Annotated in this window: 20 protein-coding genes; 4 read left to right on the top strand and 16 right to left on the bottom strand. The window is 65.2% G+C overall.

The features are described 5' to 3' along the window. Positions 1 to 6: 6 nt before the first annotated feature. The 9 genes from nuoH to WBB14_RS33470 form a co-directional block, all read right to left on the bottom strand. A complete protein-coding gene (gene nuoH, locus WBB14_RS33510; RefSeq protein ID WP_424243566.1) occupies positions 7 to 1,080 on the bottom strand; it encodes an NADH-quinone oxidoreductase subunit NuoH in 1,074 nt (357 codons plus the stop codon). Then, positions 1,080 to 3,407 (bottom strand): NADH-quinone oxidoreductase subunit NuoG, encoded by a 2,328-nt coding sequence (gene nuoG / locus WBB14_RS33505; protein ID WP_424243565.1) that lies wholly within the window; start codon positions 3,405 to 3,407, stop codon positions 1,080 to 1,082. The genes nuoH and nuoG overlap by 1 nt, the downstream gene beginning before the upstream one ends. A gap of 15 nt (positions 3,408 to 3,422) precedes the next feature. Then, on the bottom strand, positions 3,423 to 4,790 hold the full coding sequence (gene nuoF / locus WBB14_RS33500; protein ID WP_088138982.1) for an NADH-quinone oxidoreductase subunit NuoF: 1,368 nt from the start codon (positions 4,788 to 4,790) through the stop codon (positions 3,423 to 3,425). Continuing rightward, positions 4,787 to 5,281: an NADH-quinone oxidoreductase subunit NuoE gene (gene nuoE, locus WBB14_RS33495; protein WP_013392145.1), complete on the bottom strand. Its 495-nt coding sequence runs from the start codon at positions 5,279 to 5,281 to the stop codon at positions 4,787 to 4,789. Before nuoE ends, nuoF begins: the two co-directional genes overlap by 4 nt. Before the next feature lie 47 nt (positions 5,282 to 5,328). After that, a complete protein-coding gene (locus tag WBB14_RS33490) occupies positions 5,329 to 6,585 on the bottom strand; it encodes an NADH-quinone oxidoreductase subunit D (RefSeq protein WP_424243564.1) in 1,257 nt (418 codons plus the stop codon). A 3-nt stretch (positions 6,586 to 6,588) separates the two neighbouring features. Beyond that, positions 6,589 to 7,215 (bottom strand): NADH-quinone oxidoreductase subunit C, encoded by a 627-nt coding sequence (locus tag WBB14_RS33485; RefSeq protein ID WP_424243563.1) that lies wholly within the window; start codon positions 7,213 to 7,215, stop codon positions 6,589 to 6,591. Between the two features lie 75 nt (positions 7,216 to 7,290). Then, complete coding sequence (locus tag WBB14_RS33480; RefSeq protein WP_006217960.1) at positions 7,291 to 7,767, bottom strand: NuoB/complex I 20 kDa subunit family protein; 477 nt, start codon at positions 7,765 to 7,767, stop codon at positions 7,291 to 7,293. 39 nt (positions 7,768 to 7,806) lie between these two features. After that, on the bottom strand, positions 7,807 to 8,166 hold the full coding sequence (locus WBB14_RS33475; protein ID WP_006217959.1) for an NADH-quinone oxidoreductase subunit A: 360 nt from the start codon (positions 8,164 to 8,166) through the stop codon (positions 7,807 to 7,809). 291 nt (positions 8,167 to 8,457) lie between these two features. Beyond that, complete coding sequence (locus WBB14_RS33470) at positions 8,458 to 9,579, bottom strand: porin (RefSeq protein ID WP_424243562.1); 1,122 nt, start codon at positions 9,577 to 9,579, stop codon at positions 8,458 to 8,460. Positions 9,580 to 10,057: 478 nt separating this feature from the next. Between WBB14_RS33470 and WBB14_RS33465 the strand changes: the two genes are divergently transcribed. The 3 genes from WBB14_RS33465 to WBB14_RS33455 are packed head-to-tail and all read left to right on the top strand — an operon-like array spanning position 10,058 to position 11,546. Next, positions 10,058 to 10,672, top strand: a complete 615-nt coding sequence (locus WBB14_RS33465; protein WP_424243561.1) for a TetR/AcrR family transcriptional regulator — start codon at positions 10,058 to 10,060, stop codon at positions 10,670 to 10,672. Then, positions 10,669 to 11,112: a PaaI family thioesterase gene (locus tag WBB14_RS33460; RefSeq protein ID WP_424243560.1), complete on the top strand. Its 444-nt coding sequence runs from the start codon at positions 10,669 to 10,671 to the stop codon at positions 11,110 to 11,112. Before WBB14_RS33465 ends, WBB14_RS33460 begins: the two co-directional genes overlap by 4 nt. Next, positions 11,109 to 11,546, top strand: coding sequence for an NAD(P)-binding domain-containing protein (locus tag WBB14_RS33455; RefSeq protein WP_424243559.1), 438 nt, complete (start codon positions 11,109 to 11,111; stop codon positions 11,544 to 11,546). The genes WBB14_RS33460 and WBB14_RS33455 overlap by 4 nt, the downstream gene beginning before the upstream one ends. Here WBB14_RS33455 and WBB14_RS33450 read toward each other — a convergent pair. The 7 genes from WBB14_RS33450 to axyZ form a co-directional block, all read right to left on the bottom strand. Beyond that, positions 11,517 to 12,284, bottom strand: coding sequence for a phosphatase PAP2 family protein (locus WBB14_RS33450; protein ID WP_424243558.1), 768 nt, complete (start codon positions 12,282 to 12,284; stop codon positions 11,517 to 11,519). The genes WBB14_RS33455 and WBB14_RS33450 overlap by 30 nt on opposite strands. 37 nt (positions 12,285 to 12,321) lie before the next feature. Next, positions 12,322 to 13,107, bottom strand: a complete 786-nt coding sequence (locus WBB14_RS33445) for a metallophosphoesterase family protein (protein WP_424243557.1) — start codon at positions 13,105 to 13,107, stop codon at positions 12,322 to 12,324. After that, entirely contained in the window at positions 13,104 to 14,078 is a 975-nt protein-coding gene (locus WBB14_RS33440) for a diacylglycerol/lipid kinase family protein (protein WP_424243556.1), read from the bottom strand. The genes WBB14_RS33445 and WBB14_RS33440 overlap by 4 nt, the downstream gene beginning before the upstream one ends. An 80-nt stretch (positions 14,079 to 14,158) precedes the next feature. Further along, positions 14,159 to 15,958 (bottom strand): gamma-glutamyltransferase family protein, encoded by a 1,800-nt coding sequence (locus tag WBB14_RS33435; protein ID WP_424243555.1) that lies wholly within the window; start codon positions 15,956 to 15,958, stop codon positions 14,159 to 14,161. A 198-nt stretch (positions 15,959 to 16,156) separates the two neighbouring features. After that, the gene (locus tag WBB14_RS33430) at positions 16,157 to 17,659 is read right to left on the bottom strand and encodes an ABC transporter substrate-binding protein (protein ID WP_207473793.1); all 1,503 of its coding nucleotides are present in this window, start codon (positions 17,657 to 17,659) and stop codon (positions 16,157 to 16,159) included. Between the two features lie 212 nt (positions 17,660 to 17,871). Further along, positions 17,872 to 18,768 carry a LysR family transcriptional regulator gene (locus tag WBB14_RS33425; protein WP_424243554.1) on the bottom strand — a complete coding sequence of 299 codons (897 nt, stop codon included), beginning with the start codon at positions 18,766 to 18,768 and terminating at the stop codon, positions 17,872 to 17,874. 56 nt (positions 18,769 to 18,824) lie between these two features. Continuing rightward, positions 18,825 to 19,463, bottom strand: coding sequence for a multidrug efflux transcriptional repressor AxyZ (axyZ, locus tag WBB14_RS33420; protein WP_424243553.1), 639 nt, complete (start codon positions 19,461 to 19,463; stop codon positions 18,825 to 18,827). A gap of 216 nt (positions 19,464 to 19,679) precedes the next feature. Here axyZ and WBB14_RS33415 point away from each other — a divergent pair, with 216 nt between their 5' ends. Next, positions 19,680 to 20,897: a MexX/AxyX family multidrug efflux RND transporter periplasmic adaptor subunit gene (locus WBB14_RS33415; protein WP_424243574.1), complete on the top strand. Its 1,218-nt coding sequence runs from the start codon at positions 19,680 to 19,682 to the stop codon at positions 20,895 to 20,897. Position 20,898: the final 1 nt, after the last annotated feature.

Raw genomic sequence — 20,898 nt, 5'->3', positions numbered from 1 at the left:
GGCGGCTTAGCGCCAAATGTTCCAGGGCGTCTGCATCCAGATCGCCACCACGACCAGCCAAACGCCGGTCAGCGGGATGAAGATTTTCCAACCCAAACGCATGATCTGGTCATAGCGGTAACGCGGGAAAGACGCGCGGAACCACACGAACAACGAGACCACGAAAAACGTCTTGAGACCCAGCCAGAGCCAACCCGGAATCCAGGTCAGCGGCGCGATGTCGATCGGCGAAGCCCAGCCGCCCAGGAACATGATCGAGGCCATGCAGGACAGCAGGATCATGTTGGCGTATTCGCCCAGGAAGAACAGCGCGAACGCCATGCCCGAGTATTCGACCATGTGGCCGGCCACGATTTCCGATTCGCCTTCGACCACGTCGAACGGGTGGCGGTTGGTTTCGGCCACGGCCGAGATCACGTAGATGACGAACAGCGGCAACAGCGGCAACCAGTTCCACGACATGAACGTCAGGCCCTTGTCGGCAAACCAGCCGCGGTTCTGCACATGCACGATCTCGGACATGTTCAGGCTGCCCGACACCAGCAGCACCGTCACCAGCACGAAGCCGATGGCCAGTTCGTAAGACAGCATCTGCGCGGAAGCACGCAGCGCGCCCAGGAAGGCGTACTTGGAGTTGGACGCCCAACCCGCCACGATCACGCCGTACACGCCGATGGACGTGATGGCCATGATGTACAGCAGGCCGGCATTGACGTTGGCCAGGACCACGTCGGGGCCGAACGGCACCACCGCCCAGGCGGCCAGGGCGGGCATCAGCGTGACCACGGGGGCCACGATGAACAGCACCTTGTTGGCCTGCGACGGAACCACCACTTCCTTGGTCAGCAGCTTGAACACGTCAGCGAAGGGCTGCAGCAGCCCCTTGAAGCCAACGCGGTTCGGACCCATGCGGACGTGCATGGCGCCGATCATCTTGCGTTCCCAGTAGGTCAGGTAAGCCACGCACAAAATGATGGGCACGGCGATGACCACAATCTTGATGAGGGTCCAGAGGACCAACCAGACCGTCGGGCCCAGCAGTGCCGTACCCTGGCTCTCAAGAACATTAAGCCATTCCATCAGGCACGCTCCACGCTGATTTGACCGAATGCGCCACCCAGGGCTGCGGTGTTTTCAAAGGCTGCGGAGATGCGCACGGCACGGTCGGCCACGGCATCATCCTGCACGGTTTCGAGTTCGATGGCGCCCTGCCCGCTCGATACGCGCACCTTGACGCCAGCCGTCAGGCCCAGGCTGGTGAGCGTGCGGCCGTTCATGGCGGCAGCCGGTTTCTTCGAGGCCGGGGCCGCTTGCAGCGGCTCCGAACGGCGGACCATGGCGTCGGTGCGGTAGATCGGCACGTCGGCGACGCGCTCCAGGCCGGTGGCGGCCTGGCCCAGGCCCAGCGGGGCCTTGATCTCGTTGGACAGGCGGCCTTCGATGCCGCCAGCCAGCGCGGCGTCGCGCACGGACTCGGAGGTCTCGTCGTCGAAGCCGGCCAGATGCAGGACGTTGCCCAGCACGCGCAGGACCTTCCAGCCCGGACGGGTCTGGCCGAACGGCGTGACCGTGCCCTTGAAGCTCTGGGCCAGGCCTTGCGCGTTGACGTAGGTTCCCGAGGTTTCGGTGAACGGCGAGACCGGCAGCATGACGTCGGCCCACTCGGCCGCGGCCGAGCGGTAAGGCGTCAGGGCCACCGCGAACTGCGCGCCGCGCAGCGCGGCGATGGCTTGTTGGCCGTTGTCGGCATCCAGCAGCGGCTCGGCGTGCAGGACCACGTAGGCCTTCAGCGGCTCAGCCAGCATGGCGGCGGCGTTCTTGCCGCCCTTGCCCGGCGTGGCGCCTGCCAAATAACCGCCGACGGTGTTGCCGCCAGAGGTCAGGAAGCCGAACTTGCCGCCGGCCAGTTCCGCCACGGCGCGACCGTTGGCGGCCAGCGTCGAGGCTTGGGCGCTGGCCACGGCCAGGTTGCCCATCAGCACGGCAGTATTGGCGCCGGAAGCCAGGCTGGCGGCGATGAGCTTGGCATTTTCGCCCGGGACGACCGAGGCGAATTCGGCCGGCACGGCCTGTTCCTTGGCCTGGGCCAGCGCGACGGCCACTTCGGCCAGCGCGCGCGCCAGCTCGGACGGCGCCACGGTGATGCGGGCGGCGATGGGCATCAGGGGATCGTCGGCGGCGCTGTCGACCATCAGGATCTGGGTGCCGCGCTTGGCGGCCTGGCGCAGGCGTTGCGCCATCAGCGGATGATCCTTGCGCAGGAACGAACCCACCACCAGGACGCGGTCGAGGTTGTCGAGCTCGGCGATCGGCATGCCCAGCCACGGCGCACCCGTCAGGGCGGCGTCAAAGGCCGGATCGGTCTGGCGCAGGCGGAAGTCGATGTTCTCGGAACCCAGCGAGCGGACCAGGCGGCCCAGCAGCGCGTATTCCTCGGTGGTGGCGTATTCGGACGCCAGGGCGCCGATCTGGCCAGCGCCGAAGCTGTCGCGCACGCGGGACAGACCCTGGGCCACGGCGGCAAGCGCGTCGCTCCAGGAAGCTTCCTGCCACTTGCCGTCGGTGCCCTTGATCATCGGGGCCGACAGGCGGTCTTCGCTGTTCAAGCCTTCGTACGAAAAGCGGTCACGGTCGCTGATCCAGCATTCGTTGACGGCTTCGTCTTCGAAGGGAACCACGCGCATGACGCGGTCGCCCTTGACCTGGACCACCAGGTTGGCGCCCAGGCTGTCGTGCGGGCTGACCGAACGGCGGCGAGCCAGTTCCCAGGTGCGCGCGCTGTAGCGGAAGGGCTTGGAGGTCAGCGCGCCCACCGGACAGATGTCGATCATGTTGCCCGACAGTTCGGACTCGATCGAACGGCCGACGAAGGTCGTGATCTCGGAGTGCTCGCCACGGCCCAGCATGCCTAGTTCCATGACGCCGGCGATTTCCTGGCCGAAGCGCACGCAGCGGGTGCAGTGGATGCAGCGGCTCATTTCCTCGGCGGAAACCAGCGGGCCCAGGTCCTTGTGGAAGACCACGCGCTTTTCTTCCTGGTAACGCGAGGAAGAACCGCCGTAGCCCACGGCCAGGTCCTGCAGCTGGCATTCGCCGCCCTGATCGCAGATCGGGCAGTCGAGCGGGTGATTGATGAGCAAGAATTCCATCACCGACTTCTGAGCGGCGCGAGCCTTCTCGGAGCAGGTGTGGACGACCATGCCGTTGGTCACGGGCGTGGCGCAGGCGGGCAGCGCCTTGGGCGCCTTTTCCACTTCAACCAGGCACATGCGGCAGTTGGCCGCGATGGACAGTTTCTTGTGGTAGCAGAAATGCGGCACGTAAAGCCCGACTTTCTGGGCGGCATGCATGACCATGCTGCCTTCGGGCACTTCGACCTTGTTGCCGTCGACGGTTAGTTCAACCATTGCTGTTCCTGAGACCTACAGATATTGCGGGACCACACAAGACTTATGCTCGATGTGGTGCGCGAATTCGTCGCGAAAATGCTTGAGAAAGCCACGGACGGGCATGGCGGCGGCGTCACCCAGGGCGCAGATGGTGCGACCCATGATGTTGCCCGCCACGTTGTCCAGCAAGTCCAGATCCTCCGGACGGCCGTGACCGTTTTCGATGCGATGCACCATGCGGTAGAGCCAGCCGGTGCCTTCGCGGCACGGCGTGCACTGGCCGCAGCTTTCCTCGAAATAGAAGTACGACAGGCGCAACAGCGACTTCACCATGCAGCGGGTTTCGTCCATGACGATCACGGCGCCCGAGCCCAGCATCGAGCCGGCCTTGGCGATGGAGTCATAGTCCATCGTGCATTCCATGATGATGTCGGCCGGCAGCACCGGGGCGCTCGATCCGCCGGGGATCACGGCCTTCAGCTTCTTGCCGCCGCGCATGCCGCCCGCCAGTTCCAGCAGAGTCGAGAACGGGGTGCCCAGCGGGATCTCGTAGTTGCCGGGACGCTCGACGTCGCCGGTGATCGAGAACAGCTTGGTGCCGCCGTTGTTCGGCTTGCCGACTTCGAGGTAGGCCTGGCCGCTGTTGCGGATGATCCAGGGCACCGCCGCGAACGTTTCGGTGTTGTTGATGGTGGTGGGCTTGCCGTACAGGCCGAAGCTGGCGGGGAACGGCGGCTTGAAGCGCGGCTGGCCCTTCTTGCCTTCCAGCGACTCGAGCAGCGCGGTTTCCTCGCCACAGATGTAGGCGCCATAGCCGTGGAACGCGTGCAGCTGGAAGCTGTAGTCCGAACCGAGGATCTTGTCGCCCAGGAAACCGGCGGCGCGCGCCTCTTCCAGCGCTTCCTCGAAGCGCTCGTAGACTTCGAAGATTTCGCCGTGGATATAGTTGTAGCCGACGCTGATGCCCATGGCGTAGGCCGCGATCGCCATACCTTCAATCACGATGTGCGGATTGAAGCGCAGGATGTCGCGGTCCTTGAACGTGCCGGGCTCGCCTTCGTCGGAGTTGCAGACCAGGTACTTCTGGCCCGGGAAGGCACGCGGCATGAAGCTCCACTTCAGGCCGGTCGGGAAACCCGCGCCGCCACGGCCACGCAGGCCGGAGGCCTTCACTTCGGCGATCACGTCTTCCGGCTTCATGCCGGTGGTCAGGATCTTCTTCAGGGCTTCGTAGCCGCCGCGCTTGACGTAGTCGGCCAGGCGCCAGTTGGCGCCGTCGACGTCCGCCATGATCTGCGGCTGGATGTGCCGGCCGTGCAGGCACATCGAATTGGAAACGTCGTTCAGCGGATTGGGGTCCAGCCCCTGCGCGAACTGTTTGTACAGGTCGGGCGCGTTCATGCCGACTCTCCTTGCACCTTGAGGGCCGCGACCAGCGCGTCCAGCTTCTCTTCGGTCATGCGCACGCACATATGCTTGTTGTTCACGATCAGCACGGGCGAGTCGCCGCAGGCGCCCATGCACTCGCCTTCCACCAGGGTGAACTGGCCATCGGGAGTGGTGCCGCGATAGTCGACGCCCAGTTTGCGCTTGAGGTAGTCGCCGGCACGTTCGCCGTCGCGCAAGGCACAGGGCAGGTTGGTGCAGACGGCGATCTTGTTCTTGCCGACGGGCTTGACGTCGAACATGTTGTAGAAGGTGGCGACTTCCTGGACCGCGATGGGCGGAACGCCAATGTAGTTGGCCACATCTTCAATGATTTCGGTAGCCAACCAGCCCTTCTCTTCTTGCGCGATGGCAAGCGAGGCCATGATGGCGGACTGCCGCTGGTCGGCCGGGAACTTCGCGAGTTCTCGGTCGATTTTCTGGTAGGCCTGTTCGGAAAGCAGCATAGTTTGAATCCGGGTTATGCGGGCGTGCTCGTGACTGTCTGGGCGGATCAGCGATCGATTTCGCCGAAAACGATGTCCTGCGTGCCAATGATGGTGACGGCGTCGGCGATCATGTGACCGCGCGACATTTCATCCAGCGCTTGCAGGTGGACGAAGCCGGGGGCCCGAATCTTCAGGCGGTAAGGCTTGTTGGCGCCATCCGACACCGCGTAGATGCCGAATTCGCCCTTGGGATGCTCCACCGAGGCGTACGCTTCACCGGGGGGCACGTGGAAACCTTCAGTGAAGAGCTTGAAGTGATGGATCAGCTCTTCCATGTTGGTCTTCATGGCGGTGCGCTTGGGCGGGGCGATCTTGTGGTTCTCGATCATGACCGGGCCCGGGTTGTTGCGCAGCCACTCCACGCACTGGCGGATGATGCGGTTGCTTTCACGCATTTCGGCGATACGGACCAGATAGCGGTCATAGCAGTCGCCGTTGACACCGACGGGGATGTCGAAATCGACCAGGTCGTAGACTTCGTAGGGCTGCATCTTGCGCAGGTCCCAGGCCACGCCCGAACCGCGCAGCATCGGGCCAGTGAAGCCCAGCGCCTTGGCGCGTTCAGGGTCGACCACGCCGATGCCCACCAGGCGCTGCTTCCAGATGCGGTTGTCGGTCAGGAGCGTTTCGTACTCGTCGACGCAACCCGGGAAGCGGTTGGTGAAGTCTTCGATGAAATCCAGCAGCGAGCCCGAACGCGCATCGTTCATGACGCGCATTTCCTTGTCGCCGCGGTACTTGCTGGTGTCGCCGTATTGCGGCATCGAGTCCGGCAGGTCGCGGTAGACGCCGCCCGGACGGTAGTAGGCCGCGTGCATGCGCGCGCCGGAAACCGCTTCGTAGCAGTCCATCAGGTCTTCGCGTTCACGGAAGGCGTACAGGAACACCGCCATGGCGCCCACGTCCAGCGCGTGCGAGCCCAGCGACATCAGGTGGTTCAGCAGACGGGTGATCTCGTCGAACATCACGCGGATGTACTGCGCACGCAACGGGGCTTCCACGCCCAGCAGCTTTTCGATGGCCATGACGTAGGCGTGCTCGTTGCACATCATGGACACGTAGTCCAGGCGGTCCATGTAGGGCAGCGCCTGGATGTAGGTCTTGTGCTCGGCCAGCTTTTCGGTGGCGCGGTGCAGCAGGCCGATGTGCGGATCGGCGCGTTGGATCACTTCGCCGTCGAGCTCGAGCACCAGGCGCAGCACGCCGTGCGCGGCCGGGTGCTGGGGGCCGAAGTTGAGCGTGTAGTTCTTGATTTCTGCCATGATTTAACGCCCCAAGCCGTAGGAGTCTTCGCGGACCACGCGCGGCGTGATTTCGCGCGGATCGATCGTGACCGGCTGGTAAATGACACGCCGTTGTTCCGGGTCGTAGCGCATTTCGACGGTACCGGACAGCGGAAAGTCCTTGCGGAAGGGATGGCCGATGAAGCCGTAATCAGTGAGGATGCGGCGCAGGTCCGGATGGCCTTCGAAGACGATGCCATAGAGGTCGAAGGCTTCGCGCTCGAACCAGCCCACGGTCGGCCAGCATTCCATCAGCGACGCGACGATCGGGAACTCGTCGTCCTCGGCCCAGGTGCGCACGCGCAGGCGCCAGTTGTGCTCGATCGAGACCAGGTGCACCACCACGGCGAAGCGCGCGCGGTGGATCTTGGCGGCCGTTTCCTCGGGCATCTGGCGCGTGCCATTGCCCCAGGTCAGGTAATCGACGCCGCAAAGGTCGATACAGGTTTCAAAGCGCAGACCGGCTTCGGTCCGCAGCTTGTTGCAGACGGAGAACCACTGCTGCGCGGGCACTTCGAGCGTGAGCTCGCCCAACGCCTCGGTCAGCGCGATATCCGCGCCTAGGGTGGTCTGCAAATTGTTTTTCAGGGTTTCGAGCCTGGTCATCATCTTGTACGCTTAGGTGAACCGATACGCTGGTTTCGCGGGGCCGGCTGCAGGGGCTGCTGCCTGGCGCGGCGAAGCTCAGCGCGCAATCGTGTTGGTCAGGCGGATCTTGTTCTGCATTTGCAGCAAGCCGTAGACCAGCGCCTCGGCCGTGGGCGGGCAGCCCGGCACGTAGACGTCTACCGGTACGATGCGATCGCAGCCACGGACCACCGAATACGAGTAGTGGTAGTAACCGCCGCCGTTGGCACAGGAGCCCATGGAAACCACCCAACGCGGCTCGGGCATCTGGTCATAGACCTTGCGCAGCGCCGGCGCCATCTTGTTGCACAGCGTGCCGGCCACGATCATCAGATCGGACTGGCGCGGGCTGGGCCGGAAGATGATGCCGAATTGGTCCAGGTCGTAGCGGGCCGCGCCCGCGTGCATCATCTCAACCGCGCAACAGGCCAGACCGAAGGTCATGGGCCACATGGAGCCGGTCTTCGCCCAATTAAGGAACTTGTCCGCGCTGGTTGTGATGAACCCTTGCTTGAGAATGCCGTCTATAGCCATATTCGTCTCTGATAGCGTGCTGTGGAAAAACCCGGCGGGTTATTCCCAGTCCAGCGCGCCCTTTTTCCATTCGTAGATGAAGCCGACCGTCAGCACGGCCAGGAATACCATGACCGTCCAGAAACCGACCAGGCCGACCGTGCCCTGAGCAATGGCCCACGGGAACAGAAACGCGATTTCCAAGTCGAAAAGAATGAACAGGATCGCCACGAGGTAGTAGCGCACGTCAAACTTCATGCGGGCGTCTTCGAAGGCCTCGAAACCGCATTCGTACGGCGAGAGCTTCTCGGCGTAGGGACGCCGCGGACCAAGGAGGGAGCCGGCCGTTAGAAGCGCGAACCCGATAAGGGTGGCCACTACGATAAACAGCAGGACGGGAAAATACTGTTGCAGGTTCATTCAGGCGTCCGTCAAATGCGCAAACCTTAGGATTGTAGCATTCGCGCGGTTACTTCTGGCTGAACTCTGTAGCTCGAACAGCAGGTGAAAGACAGCATTCCTCAAATGGAACAATGGCTGCTTTCAGCACCGGTGCGCAAGCATACATCAACCCACAAGCAAGCACCTGAAAGGCGCAAAACACAGACTCCAAAGGCAAAAAAAAACCACCCTTGAGGGTGGTTTCATACGAACGGGCCGAAGCCCGTTCGCGCACTTTAAATCCAGGCAGGACTTGCGTCCTGCTTTGGATTAGAAGCGGTGACGGATGCCGACGCCGACGGCGGTCGACTTGATGTCTTCCACGAAGGCGTAGTTCTTGGCGTACGAACCGTAAGCGTACAGGTTGGTGCGCTTGGACAGGTCGTAGGTGTAGCCCAGCGAGAAGATTTGCATCGTCTGGTCGGCGCTATCAACACCGCTCAGGCGACCGTTGCTGGGGTCAACCATTTGCCACGAACCGAACAGCTTGCTTGCGCCGCCGATCGGGGCGGACAGGCCGACCATGTACGAGTTGGCCTTGAAGCCGTCAGCAAAGATGTTGCTGTTGAAGCCGATGTTGCCGACGTTGGAGTTCACGCCTTGGCCAGCGAACCAGCCGTCGGTCGTGCGAGCGTAGGCCAGAGCCAGCTTCACAACTTCAAAGTCGTACGAACCGCCCAGGGCGTACATACGCGGGGTGGCGTCGGTCTGGGTGGTCGACAGCTTGTTCGAAGCGTTCAGCTGGTCGTACGAGAAGGCGATGTTCAGCGGGCCGTTCACGTAACGCAGACCGGTCGTGATCGCGCGGGTGTTGTCGGCGGTGCGGAAGCCGGTTTGGGCAGTGTTCTGGTCGTCAGCATTGAACGAGTAGCCCAAGCCGAACTGGAAGCCGCTGAACGACGGGGTCTGATACATGACCATGTTGTCGTAGCGTTGCGTGTTGGCAGCGCTGAAGGCGGCACCGATGTTGGCCTGACCGAAGCCAGCGCCGAACGGGTCGATCGAGCCGAAGTACTTCGACGCGATGTTGGTTTGGCGACCGAAGTCCAGTTGACCCCAGCTGTCGCTGGCCAGACCGATGGTGGCTTGACGACCGAACAGGCGGCCGTTTTGAGCCGACTTGCCGTTACCCGAATCAAAGCCCGATTCCAGCTGGAAAACAGCGCGCAGGCCGTCACCCAGGTCTTCCGAACCACGCAGACCCCAGCGCGAACCGTTCTGGACGCCGTTGATCATGCCGAAACGGCTGCCGTTGACGGCATCGGGACCACCGCTGATCTTGTTGTAGCCGATACCCGTGTCGATGATACCGTACAGGGTGACAGACGTTTCTGCCTGGGCGACACCGGCAAAACCGGCGAGCAGGGCGGCAGCGAGCAGAGTCTTTTTCATTTAAGAAATCTCCGTTGATTTGAGTGACAAGAGCAGCAATCCAGCAAACCAGCCTGCCGCCCCCCTAACTCCGCGAAGGGAAGTTGACGCTATTGCATCAAAAATCAGGGGGGCTGGCTATGGTCGACGCCAGAAAAGTGCAGGTTTACGACAGCCTTGTTGGGATATTGCAACATCCCGGCAATGCTCGGCCCAATCGATAAGGGTTTACCCTTTATCTCAGAGGCGAGCGCCTATTCATGCGACTTTCAGCCCTGCCCCTAATTATTGGGACGCACTGGATACCATCTCCGCCGCCAAATACAGGTCCATTTCCGGCGCCGCTTGAAGCAGGCGCCGGCCTTGGGTCTGTCGCCCGGAGCCCCCTTTCGCCATCGGTATCCGTGCAGCAGCAATCCCCATCCGTCCACTATCAATAACGTTGTTATTTTTAAAAATCGTCGATATCATCGAATCGTCGATTGCTGCGCCGAACCATATGCCTATGCCTACCTCCCGCGCCGACCGTTCCGAACGGCTGAATGCGCTGCGCCGCCAGCTGGTTCTGGACGCCGCACAGCGTGTGTTCGAGCGCGATGGCCTGGAAAAGACCACGATCCGCGCGATCGCCAAGGAGGCCGGCTGCACCACCGGTGCCATCTACCCCTGGTTCGCCGGCAAGGAAACCATTTATGGCGCGCTGCTGGAGGAATCGCTGGAGCGCCTGTACGCGCACCTGGCCGAAGCGGCCACCTCCGCCCCCGGCCCGACTGCGGCCCGTACTGCAATCCACGCGTTCTTCGGGTACTACGCCGAACGGCGGACCGATTTTTCCCTGGGCATGTACCTATTCCAGGGGCTCGCCCCCCGCGGACTGGGCCGGGAAATGGACGAGCGGCTCAACGCTCGCCTGCGCCAGAGCATAGACCTGCTGGGCGTGGCGCTGGCCCGGACCAAATCCTGGGAGGCCGCGGTAGTCGCGGTCGAGCAGATGAATCTCTTCACCTATCTGATGGGGCTGCTGCTGCTGCTACACACCCGCCGCCTGAAATCCCTGGGCCAGAACGCGCAAGCGCTGCTGGACAACTACTGCCTCGCCCTGGAGCAACGATGACCGCAACCGACCTGGACGCCCCGGCCGACGCCCCGCTGATCAGCCTGGCCGATTTCCACATCCTGCTGGCCGACCAGCACCCCTTTTCCCTGCTGCTAGGCATAGACGTGCTGCGCATCGGCCGCGGCACGGCGCGCGCCGTGCTGCCCGCGCGCGACGCCCACCAGCGCCTGGGCGGCATCGTCGCCGGCCCGATGCTGATGGGCCTGGCCGACCTGACCATGTACGCCGCGGTGGTCGGCGCCACCGGCCAGGCGCACGCGGTGACAGCCAGCCTGACGATCAATTTCCTGCGCAAGAGTCCCGCGGGCGCCATCTATGCCGACGCCCGGCTGCTGAAAGTCGGCCGGCTGTCGGCCGGCGAAGTCATCCTGACCGGCGAAGGCTCGGACGAGCCCCTCGCCCATATCGTGAGCACGTGGTCCGTGCCCAAGCCATGAGCATGCGCGTCAGCATCGTCGGCATGGGCAAGACCGGCACGCTGGCCGCGCAGCGCCTCCTGGCGGCGGAGCCGGACATCGCGCTGACCCTCTACGACATCGAACCCGGGCGTTGCGAGGACTTCCGCGGCAGCGCCACGCTGGCGACGTCGGCCCGCGAAGCCCTGGAGGAGTCAGACACCATCGTGCTGGCCCTGCCGCGCGAGCGCGAGATCGACCGCACGCTGGAGCGCTTCAGCGACGGCAACGTGACGGCGCCGGTAGCGGGCAAGCTGATCGTGGACCTGGAGCCGCCTTGCGCCGAACGAGCGCGCAGCCTGGACCAGGCCATCGTCGCCGCCGGCGGCCGCTACACCTGCGCGCCCCTGCACGCGGCTGCGGACGCCCCTGGCTCGGAGGCACGCCTACTGAACGCCCTGGCCCCTGGCGCATGACTGCCGCAGGCGCTGCGCCACCGCCACGCACAGCGCCAGCCAGGCCAGGCTGACCGCGAAGCCCGCCAGCACGTCGCTGGCGAAATGGACCTGCAGCAGGATGCGGCTGAGTCCGATCGCCATGATCAGCGCCGCCAGCAGCGCGATACTGGGCAGGCGCCAGGCAGGCGGCGCCAGACGCCACAATAGATAGCAGGCCATGCCGTAGACCGCCATCGCAGCCGAGGAATGGCCGCTGGGAAAGCTCCACCCGGCTACGCTGGCGTAGCCATGATCGTGCTCCGGCCGCACCCGTTGGAAAGCATGCTTGAGCAGCCAGTTGAGCGCGCCGCCCACGCCGGTGGCGACGGCGCAGACCAGCGCCAGGCGCCAATCCCCCCGCCACAGCAGGAACAGCGTCATCAGTACGCTGATTCCGGTCAGGAATTTCCGGTCGCCCAGATAGGTGAACCAGGACAGCAGCCATAGCAGCGGCGTCGACATGGACATGCTCAGGGAACCGGCCAGGGCGCGGTCGAAGGCCACCACCGCCCCCTCGCTTTCTATCGCGAACGCCAGGACCAGGAAGAGTGCAAGCGCGGCGCAAGTGCCGGCCATGAAGAAGGCGGCGCGGCTGCGGCGGGGCAGGCTCAGGCCGCAGCGCGCAAGCAGGAGCGCCGCCCCCCCGGCCAGCAATGGCAGCGCGATGAATAGCTGCAAGGCATGGGCCGCGGCCCAAGCCGCATACGCATCCGTCATGAATAAGCGCCCGTCACGATGAAATTCCCGCCCCCTTTCAATACAACGCGACCAGGGTCTTGTCTACCGGTGCAAACGCATGCGCCCCGGCGGCGTAATCCCAACGCTCGATCTGGCAAGCGCCCTGCCCTTCGCTGGTAATGACATTGACCGAGTTGGGCACGTTGCCGCGGACCCGGCGCGAGCAGGTGGTTCCGGCCTGCACGACCCAGCCGCCGGAAGAAGCTGCGGGATTCAGGGGCAGCACATAAGGCAGGTGGATATGCCCGCCCAGGACCAGGTCGACGCCCGCCTGCGCCCAGGCCTCAAGCGCACGCTCGCGCCCGATCAAGAGATTGGAGAGGTCCGACTCCACCTTGGCGCGCACGGGGTGGTGGGCAACCACGATGCGCAGCTGCCCCGGCTTGGCCTGGCGCAGCCGCTCGGCGACCCGGGCGATCTGCCCGCCGGAGATCTCGCCGTCCTTGCGCCGGCGCGGGCGCGTCGTGTTGACGCCGATGGCAAGCAGGCCGGCGTTTTCGAACACGGGTTCCAGCACCGGACCCAAGGCCCGCTTGTAGTTGCCGTATGGATTCAGCGCGCGCGCGAACACGTTGAACAGCGGAATGTCGTGATTGCCCGGCACGGTCAGCACCGGCAGCGACAGGCGCTCGATGAATTTACGGGCAGCGGCGAACTGACCGCGCCGCGCGCGTTGCGTAATGTCGCCGCTGAGCACCACCAGGTCGGGCGCGAGGGTGCAAGCCAGGTCCAGCGCGGCCTCGACCACGGGTTTGCGTTCCGTGCCGAAGTGGGTATCGGAAAAATGCAGGATACGGGTCATGAACGGTCCAGGTATTGCGAGTCCGCCGGCACCACCAGCGACAGCCGTTCGTTGGCCACTTTGAATTCCAGCGGCGTGTCCATCCAGGAGATTTCGCCGTCCATCGCCACCTTGACGCGCCGGCGTCCGCGAACGGCCACGGTCAGGCGGTCGAAGGCGAAGCTGACCACATGCTCGGCTTCGCCCAGCCGGCTGAACAGGCCGCGCAGCAGCAGGCCATAAAGCGCCAGGGTGCCGACGGGCCGCGCCGCCATGGCGATCAACCGGTTCTGGCCCAGTTCCGCGGACTCGATGCCGATGTGCTCAAGTTGAAGCTTGTTGTTGCCCACCACCAAGGTAGGCGAGCGCAGATTGCGGGCTTGCCCGCCGTGATCCAGCAGCAGGCTCAGCTGACGCGGCGCGCGCAGCAGCGTGACCAGGCCCGACCACAACGCCACCCAGCGGCTGCGACCGTACTTCTGCTTATAGGCTTCGCGATCTTCGAGCAGTTGCGGATACAGGCCCAGGCTGGCGTTGACCAGGAACAACCGGCCGTTGAGCATGCCGACCTGCACCGGCCTGGGCTGGCCTTGCAGGAAGCCGCGCAATGCCACCTCCGTCTCTTGCGAAATGCCGTAGCTGCGCCCAAAGTAGTTGAACGTGCCCTGGGGCAGGATGCCGAACGGCACCCCTTTGCCGAGCACGACGCCAGCGACCGCGTTGAGCGTGCCGTCGCCGCCCGCCGCGATGACCACGCCCTGCTGCTCTTGTGCGCGCTTGACCGCGGCCTCGGCCGTATCGGTCAGGCGCGATGGATCCTGCACCGGCATCAGTTCGTAGCGGCGCCCGGCCTCGTCGAGTATGCGGCGGATCGTGTCCTGCAGGATCTGCGCGTCGCCGCGTCCCGATCCGGTGTTGAGGACGATGAAAAGGGGTTCTTGTCCCGTCAGGGAATGGGCAGCGGTTGCCGGGTTCTGCTGGGGAGGCGTCATGCGACAAACATACCCCATGCCGGCAAAACGCCGCAACAAGGCTTGCGGCGGGCGGCGCCAGGCGCGCCCGCCGCTGCCGTTCAACGGCCGATGGCGTAGGCCTGCATCAGACGCGGCGTGGCCGCCGCGTGCAGCAGGCCGTCGGCATCGCGCGACGCCGCGGTCAACCGGCCCACCGACCATTCGGGCACTTCCTCGATCTGGTGCCCGCGCTGGCGCAGCGCTGCGATGACCTCGGCCCCGAAGCTCGCCTCCACCGCCAGATGCCCCGGCTTGCGGTCCCGTGGATAGAAGGACGTGGGGAAGTGCATGGTGTGGGACATGGGCAGGTCGATCGCTTCCTGCAGGTTCAGGCCGTGATGCACGTGGCGCAGGAAGAACAGCAATTGCCATTGCTCCTGCTGGTCGCCGCCCGGCGTGCCGAACGCCAGGTAGGGCTTGCCATCGCGCAGCGCCAGCGAGGGCGTCAGCGTGGTGCGGGGACGCTTGCCGGGCGCCAGCGTGCCGGGCAGTCCTTCTTCCAGCCAGAACATCTGCGCGCGCGTGTTCAGGCCGAAGCCCAGCTCCGGAATCACCGGCGAGGACTGGAACCATCCGCCCGAAGGCGTGGCCGAGATCATGTTGCCCCAGCGGTCAATGACGTCCACGTGGGTGGTATCGCCGCGCTTGGCGGAAGCGCGCATGTCGGCCAGCGTGGGTTCATTGGTGGCGCTGCCGGGCGCGGAGACCTTGGACAAACGCTCCAGCGTGTCCATGACGCGCTTCACCTGCGCCTCGAAGCCAGGCACCTGGCCGGGCAGCAGATCCTGCGAGGCCGACTCGCCGATCAGCGCGCGGCGTTCGGCGTTGTAGGCGTCGGACAGCAGGTGATCCAGCGGCACGTCGACGAAAGCCGGATCGCCGTAATAGGCCTCGCGGTCGGCGAAGGCCAGCTTCATGGCCTCGGTCACGCGGTGCACGAATTCGGCGCTGGTCGGGCTCACGCCGGCCAGGTCCATGTCCTTGAGCAGGGCAAGGGTCTGCAGGAAGACGGGACCCTGGCTCCAGGAACCGGCCTTGGCCACGGTGTAGCCGTGGTAGTCGTAGGTGACTGGCTTGTCATAGCTGGCCGACCAGCCCGCCAGGTCGTCGGCGGTGATGACGCCCCGGTGGGTGGAACCGCTCTCGTCCATGACGTCGGTGTTGCGCGCGAACTTGTCGATCTCCTCGGCCACGAAGCCGCGGTAGAAGGCGTCGCGCGCCGCCTCGATCTGGCGCTCGCGGTCGGCGCCGGCGCTTTCGGCCTGCTGCAGCACGCGGGTCCAGGTGCGGGCCAGCGCCGGATTGCGGAACAGCTTGCGGGCCTCGGGCACCTTGCCGCCCGGCACGTAGACCTGGGCGGTGGTCGGCCAATGAGTCTGGAAGAAGTCCTTGAGGCCGGCGATGGTGTTGGAGATGCGCGGCATCAGCGCGTGGCCGTGCTCCGCGTAATAGATGGCATGCTCCAGCACGTCGCGCACGCGCATGCTGCCGTGGTCGCGCAGCAGCAGCATCCAGGCGTCGAAGGCGCCCGGGATGACGGTAGCCAGCAGGCCGTTGCCAGGGATGAGCTTGAGGCCCTCGGCGCGGTAGCGTTCGAGCGTGGCGGCCGCGGGCGTGGTGCCCTGGCCGCACAGCACCTCGACGCGGCCGGTGCGCGCGGAGTAGAACACGGCGGGCACTTCGCCAGCAGGGCCGACCAGATGGGGTTCAACCACCTGCAGCACGAAGGCCGAGGCGACGCAGGCATCGAAGGCGTTGCCGCCGCGCTCCAGCAGCGACATGCCAGCCGCGCTGGCCAGCCAATGGGTGGAGGTCACGACCCCGAAGGTGCCGAGGATTTCCGGGCGAGTGGTAAACATGATGGTTCCTATGAGGGCTGCGGTCAGGCATTAAGCCGCTGAGACGCAGACACTTCCAATACAGCGAATACCAGGCGACGAAAAAGCCAAGCACGCCAGAAAGACCTACGGGCGCAATACATCAGGGGCGCCGCGGATCCGGCTCCGCCGGTCCGCCTGCGCCGCTCCCTGGAGCCCGCGCCAGCGGGTAGGGGGAGCCTACTTTTTAGCGACAGTGACACCCTTCAGGCGAATCAAGCCATCCGGGTACGGTACAAAGCCTTCCAACTTCTTCTGCACGCCAAAGGTCCACGGCAGGTAGAACAGGTAGACGATGGGACGCTGGTCCTGCATGGTCGCCAGCACCTGGTCATACATGGCGCGGCGCTTGGCGTTGTCGGACTCGGCGCGGGCGTCGTTGAGCAGCTTGTCGACGCCGGCATCGCAGAACTTGCCGTCGTTGAGGTTGCCCTTGCAGCTCAGGTATTGATGGATGTTGCCGCTGGGATCGACGCGGCCAGACCAGCCGCTCTGCCCCACTTCGAAGTCGCCGCGCGCAAGCGACGATTGCAGGGACGCGAACTCCACCGGACGCAGGGTGATGTCGAAGCCCGCTTCGGCGCCCATGGCCTGCACCAGCTCGAACACCTGCTGCATGGTGGTGTTGTTGCCGAAGGTGATCTCGAACTTGACGCGGTCAAAGCCGGCTTCCTTCAGCAGGGCCTGCGCCTTCTTGGGATCGCGGCCCTTGTGCTCGAAGGCGGTGTTGTAGGCGAAGCTGGCCGGCGGGAACGGCTGATAGGCGGGCTGGAACATGCCCTCGCCGATCACCTGGTTGAGTACGTCGCGGTCGATCGCGAGGTCCAGCGCCTGGCGCACGCGCTTGTCCTTGGCCAGGGGGTTGTTGGCGCGCGCGCCATTGGCCAGGTTCACCGAAATGGCCTGGAAGCCCAGGCCGGTGACCGGCGCCAGGGTCAGGTTCTTGTCGTCCTTCACGGCCTTGGCATCGCTGGGCGCGACGCGCTCGATGATGTCCAGGTCGCCCGCGCGCAGGTTGTTCAGGCGCACGGTGTTGTCGGGAATCGGGGTGTAGACCAGGCGGTCGAAGTGATAGTTGGCCGCATCCCAGTATTTGGGAAATTTCTCAAGCACGATGCGGTCGTTCTGCACGCGCTCCTTGAACTGGTAGGGGCCCGAGCACACCGGCTTGCCGCCGGGATCCTTGTCGAAGCTGGCGGGCGACATCATCATGCCGGCGCGGTCCGACAACTGCGACAGCAGCGAGGCGTCGGGTTCGGACAGGTTCAGCACCACGGTGCTGGCATCGGGCGCCTCGACGCTGGCGACCGTGGCCAGTTCGCTCTTGCGGTTGCTGTCGGGCAAGGTGCGGGCGCGGTCCAGGTTGGCCTTGACGGCAGCGGCGTCCACCGGCGTGCCGTCATGGAACACGGCATCCGTGCGCAGCTTGAAGGTCAGCACCTTGTGGTCCGGACTGATGGTCCAGGATTGCGCCAGCTGCGGCACGATCTTCAGGTCCGGGGTGATCTCGACCAGCTTGTCGCACAGGGAAGCGAAGACGATGCGGCCCACGAAGGTGCGCGCGCGCACCGGGTCCAGCACATCGGGGTCGTCCTGCAGGCCGATACGCAGGGTGGATTGAGCTTGCGCCAATCCGCTGGCCAGCATTCCCGCCATGGCCATGGCGAGGCAAAGTTTACGCATGAAAGATCTCCGTCGGTTCAGGTCGGCCTGGTTCCCCGCGCGGACGCGCCGCCTGGCATGAGGGAACAGACCCGAGCCGTGCTGCATCGCCGGGTCCATCCCCCGCTGCGCACGTTCTTGTTGGATTCTGCGCCAGGCGCGCGGCGATTGTATAGAGCGGCGGCTGTCGTAAGCCTAAATGCCTGCCAGGCGGCCGCCTTGCGGACGCAGCTTCAGGGAATGCGGCAAGGCGCCGCGAAGTCCACGGCGGCCTGGACCTCGGCGCGCAGCTTGGCGACCAGCGGCCGGGCGTCGTCGCGGCGATGCTGGAACGCGTAGGGCAAGGCCGCCAGGGGCGGATCCCCTTCCAGCACGCGCAGGCTGCCCTCGGCCTGCAGCGCGCCAGCCCAATGGCTGGGCAACAGGCCGACGCCCGTGCCTTCTATGAGCAGGCCGACCACCGCCCCCCAGTTGTTGCAGCAGAGGCGTTCGCCTGCTGCCTCGCGACCCGCCAGCCAGTCATCGATGATGCGCGTGGTGCCGGCCCCCGCCGGCAGCGTGACCAGCGGCAGGCGTTCCAGCAGCGCGGGGGTCATGCGCGTGGCGCCATCCAGCACAGCGGGCGCGGCGACCCAGGAGAAGTCGGCCTGGCCTATGGAGGCGGAAGCGATATTGGGCCGGGAAGAACGGCCGGCGATCACGGCGAAGTCCAGCTCGCCGTCGGCCACGCGCTGCTCCAGCACCTGGCCGATGTCCACATAGGGCTCCAGCACCAGGTCCGGATAGGCGGCGCGCACGCCCCGGATCAGCCGCGGCAGCCAGGTCAGCGCGGTCAGTTCGCCCACGCCGAAGCGGCAGCGGCCGCTGAGCCCAGCGCTTTGCGCCAGCGACGCCCGGATCTGTTCGGCCGAGGCCAGCAGGTCGCGCGCCTGCGGCAGCAGGCGCTGGCCGGCGTCGGTCAGCGCTGCCTTGTGGCCGCTGCGGTCGAAAAGGGATAGGCCCAGGCCTTCCTCGAGCTCGGTGATGCGCTTGGACAGCGACGACACCGACAGGTGCAGGCGCTCGGCCGCCACGGCGAAACTTGCGCAGGTGGCGGCCCAGTAAAAGGCTTCGAGTTGCTTGAGGGTCATGCCGGGATTGTAGGGGCGCCCGGCTGAAGGGCGCCCGGCATACGGTCTCCGCGGATTCAGGCGGCTTTCGGTATCAGCAAGTGCGCGGAAAACCGGAGGGTATCGATGGCGGCGCGGAGCATGCGCTCGACGCGCGGCCAGATATCGCCCTTGAGACGATCGGACCAGCAGATGCTGTCAAACACCCCGTCGACCAAGGCGTGCAGATAGAGGTTGGACAGGCGCACGTCCAGCGCGCGCGGCAGGTCTTCGCGCTTGACCGCGGCGCGCAGCAACTTCTCCGAGGTGCGCAGCGCGTGGCGCTCCCACAGGTCGCGGCGGCGCAGCAGGGGCGCGTTCTCGTCGCTGCGTTCGCATTTCAGGTACAGGATCTCCAGCACGCGCTGCACCGAGCCTTCCTGCGCGTAGATCTGGATGTACTGCCGCATGGACGAGTAGAGCGATTCCAGCGCGTCGCCCTCGGCCGACACTTGGGTCAGCTGCGCAGCCTCGCCCAGCGCGCGGTCGCACATGGCGATGCAAACGTCGATCTTGTTCTTGTAGTGGCCGTAGACGGCGCCCCGGGACACGCCCGCGTAGTCGGCAATGTCGCTCATGGTGGTGGCAGCCACCCCTTTGGACAGGAACACGTGCTCCGCGGCATCCAGGATGCGGTCGCGGGTGCGTTGGGACTCTTCTTTCGTCTTGCGGGCCATGCGGGGACCTCCTTCTAAAAAACCGGCGTCAAAAAAACGGCGGCTCCCTTGCCGGAAAGCCGCCCTTTCCACACTGTGAATATGTGTGAAGCCGGGAGCATACTTCCGAACAAAATAATTAATCAAGCGTGACGGATTAAATGATAGACTCGCTTCCCCATGCGGGAAAGTCGGCGCCTTTCCCCACCTCAGCCCCACACGGGCTCATCAGACACTATAAAAATGAAGCAAAGAGTCTCTCTACGCACGTCCGCCCTTTTTTCCGTACTAATTCTTATTACTGGTTGCTCGAAACCGGAAGCCCATCAAGCCGACAAGGCTCCCGCCGAAGTCGGCGTGATCGTCGCGGCGGCCACGTCCACCAGCGTCGCCACTGAATTGCCGGGCCGGCTGGAGCCCTACCGCGAGGCCGAGGTGCGCGCGCGCGTGGCAGGCATCGTCACCGCGCGCCTGTACGAGGAAGGCCAGGACGTGGCGCGCGGCGCCGCGCTGTTCCAAATCGATCCGGCTCCCTTGCAGGCCGCCTACGATTCCGAAGCCGCGAACCTGGCGCGCGCGCAGGCCAACCTGTCGGCCGCCGCCGACAAGCTGCGCCGCTACGCCGACCTGGTCTCGGACCGCGCCATCAGCGAACGCGACCACGCCGAAAGCGTGGCGCAGGAACGCCAGGCCCGGGCCGAAGTCGCCCTGGCCCGCGCCAACCTGCAAAGCGCCAAGCTGAAGCTGGATTACGCGCGCGTGACCTCGCCCATCGATGGCCGGGCGCGGCGCGCCCTGGTGACCGAGGGCGCGCTGGTGGGCGAAGGCCAGGCCACGCCGTTGACGGTGGTGCAACAGATCGATCCCATCTACGTGAACTTCGCGCAACCCGCCGCCGAGGTGATGCAGCTGCAGAAACAGATCCGCGCCGGGGCCCTGGAAGGCGTAACGCCGGATCAGGTGCGGGTGCGGCTGCTGCTGCCCGATGGTTCCGAGTATGGACGCAGCGGCACGCTGTCGTTCGCCGACCTGGCGGTGGATCCGGGCACGGACAACGTCACCATGCGGGCGCTGTTCGAGAACCCAGGCCGCGACCTGCTGCCGGGCATGTATGTGCGCGTGCAGCTGGAGCAGGCGATCAACCGCGACACCTACCTGGTGCCGCGCAACGCCCTGCTGCGCAACGCCGAGGGGGCGCACGTGCTGGCCGCCGGCCCGGACGGAGAGCTGAAGAAGATCGCCGTCACCGCGCAGCGGATGCAAGGCCCCAACTGGATCGTCACGCAGGGACTTGCAGGCGGCGAGCGCATCGTCGTCGAGAACGCCGCCCAATTGGCGGCGGGCCAGAAAATCAAACCGGTGGAGCGGGCCGCGCCTGGCGCAGAGGCCCCGGCCGCCGGCAACCCGGAAGCGGGCGTCCAGGCAAGGACGCCCGCTGCGGGCCAAAAAGGATAAA

The organism is Achromobacter sp. (assembly GCF_049647645.1).
GTDB lineage: Bacteria > Pseudomonadota > Gammaproteobacteria > Burkholderiales > Burkholderiaceae_B > Achromobacter.
Note: the sequence above shows the minus strand (reverse complement) of the source record. Positions and strands in the feature narration are given on the sequence as shown.

Coding starts and splice junctions, on each gene's coding strand:
- nuoH (WP_424243566.1), bottom strand. CDS start 1,080: ATGGAATGGCTTAATGTTCTTGAGAGCCAGGGTACGGCACTGCTGGGC.
- nuoG (WP_424243565.1), bottom strand. CDS start 3,407: ATGGTTGAACTAACCGTCGACGGCAACAAGGTCGAAGTGCCCGAAGGC.
- nuoF (WP_088138982.1), bottom strand. CDS start 4,790: ATGAACGCGCCCGACCTGTACAAACAGTTCGCGCAGGGGCTGGACCCC.
- nuoE (WP_013392145.1), bottom strand. CDS start 5,281: ATGCTGCTTTCCGAACAGGCCTACCAGAAAATCGACCGAGAACTCGCG.
- WBB14_RS33490 (WP_424243564.1), bottom strand. CDS start 6,585: ATGGCAGAAATCAAGAACTACACGCTCAACTTCGGCCCCCAGCACCCG.
- WBB14_RS33485 (WP_424243563.1), bottom strand. CDS start 7,215: ATGATGACCAGGCTCGAAACCCTGAAAAACAATTTGCAGACCACCCTA.
- WBB14_RS33480 (WP_006217960.1), bottom strand. CDS start 7,767: ATGGCTATAGACGGCATTCTCAAGCAAGGGTTCATCACAACCAGCGCG.
- WBB14_RS33475 (WP_006217959.1), bottom strand. CDS start 8,166: ATGAACCTGCAACAGTATTTTCCCGTCCTGCTGTTTATCGTAGTGGCC.
- WBB14_RS33470 (WP_424243562.1), bottom strand. CDS start 9,579: ATGAAAAAGACTCTGCTCGCTGCCGCCCTGCTCGCCGGTTTTGCCGGT.
- WBB14_RS33465 (WP_424243561.1), top strand. CDS start 10,058: ATGCCTATGCCTACCTCCCGCGCCGACCGTTCCGAACGGCTGAATGCG.
- WBB14_RS33460 (WP_424243560.1), top strand. CDS start 10,669: ATGACCGCAACCGACCTGGACGCCCCGGCCGACGCCCCGCTGATCAGC.
- WBB14_RS33455 (WP_424243559.1), top strand. CDS start 11,109: ATGAGCATGCGCGTCAGCATCGTCGGCATGGGCAAGACCGGCACGCTG.
- WBB14_RS33450 (WP_424243558.1), bottom strand. CDS start 12,284: ATGACGGATGCGTATGCGGCTTGGGCCGCGGCCCATGCCTTGCAGCTA.
- WBB14_RS33445 (WP_424243557.1), bottom strand. CDS start 13,107: ATGACCCGTATCCTGCATTTTTCCGATACCCACTTCGGCACGGAACGC.
- WBB14_RS33440 (WP_424243556.1), bottom strand. CDS start 14,078: ATGACGCCTCCCCAGCAGAACCCGGCAACCGCTGCCCATTCCCTGACG.
- WBB14_RS33435 (WP_424243555.1), bottom strand. CDS start 15,958: ATGTTTACCACTCGCCCGGAAATCCTCGGCACCTTCGGGGTCGTGACC.
- WBB14_RS33430 (WP_207473793.1), bottom strand. CDS start 17,659: ATGCGTAAACTTTGCCTCGCCATGGCCATGGCGGGAATGCTGGCCAGC.
- WBB14_RS33425 (WP_424243554.1), bottom strand. CDS start 18,768: ATGACCCTCAAGCAACTCGAAGCCTTTTACTGGGCCGCCACCTGCGCA.
- axyZ (WP_424243553.1), bottom strand. CDS start 19,463: ATGGCCCGCAAGACGAAAGAAGAGTCCCAACGCACCCGCGACCGCATC.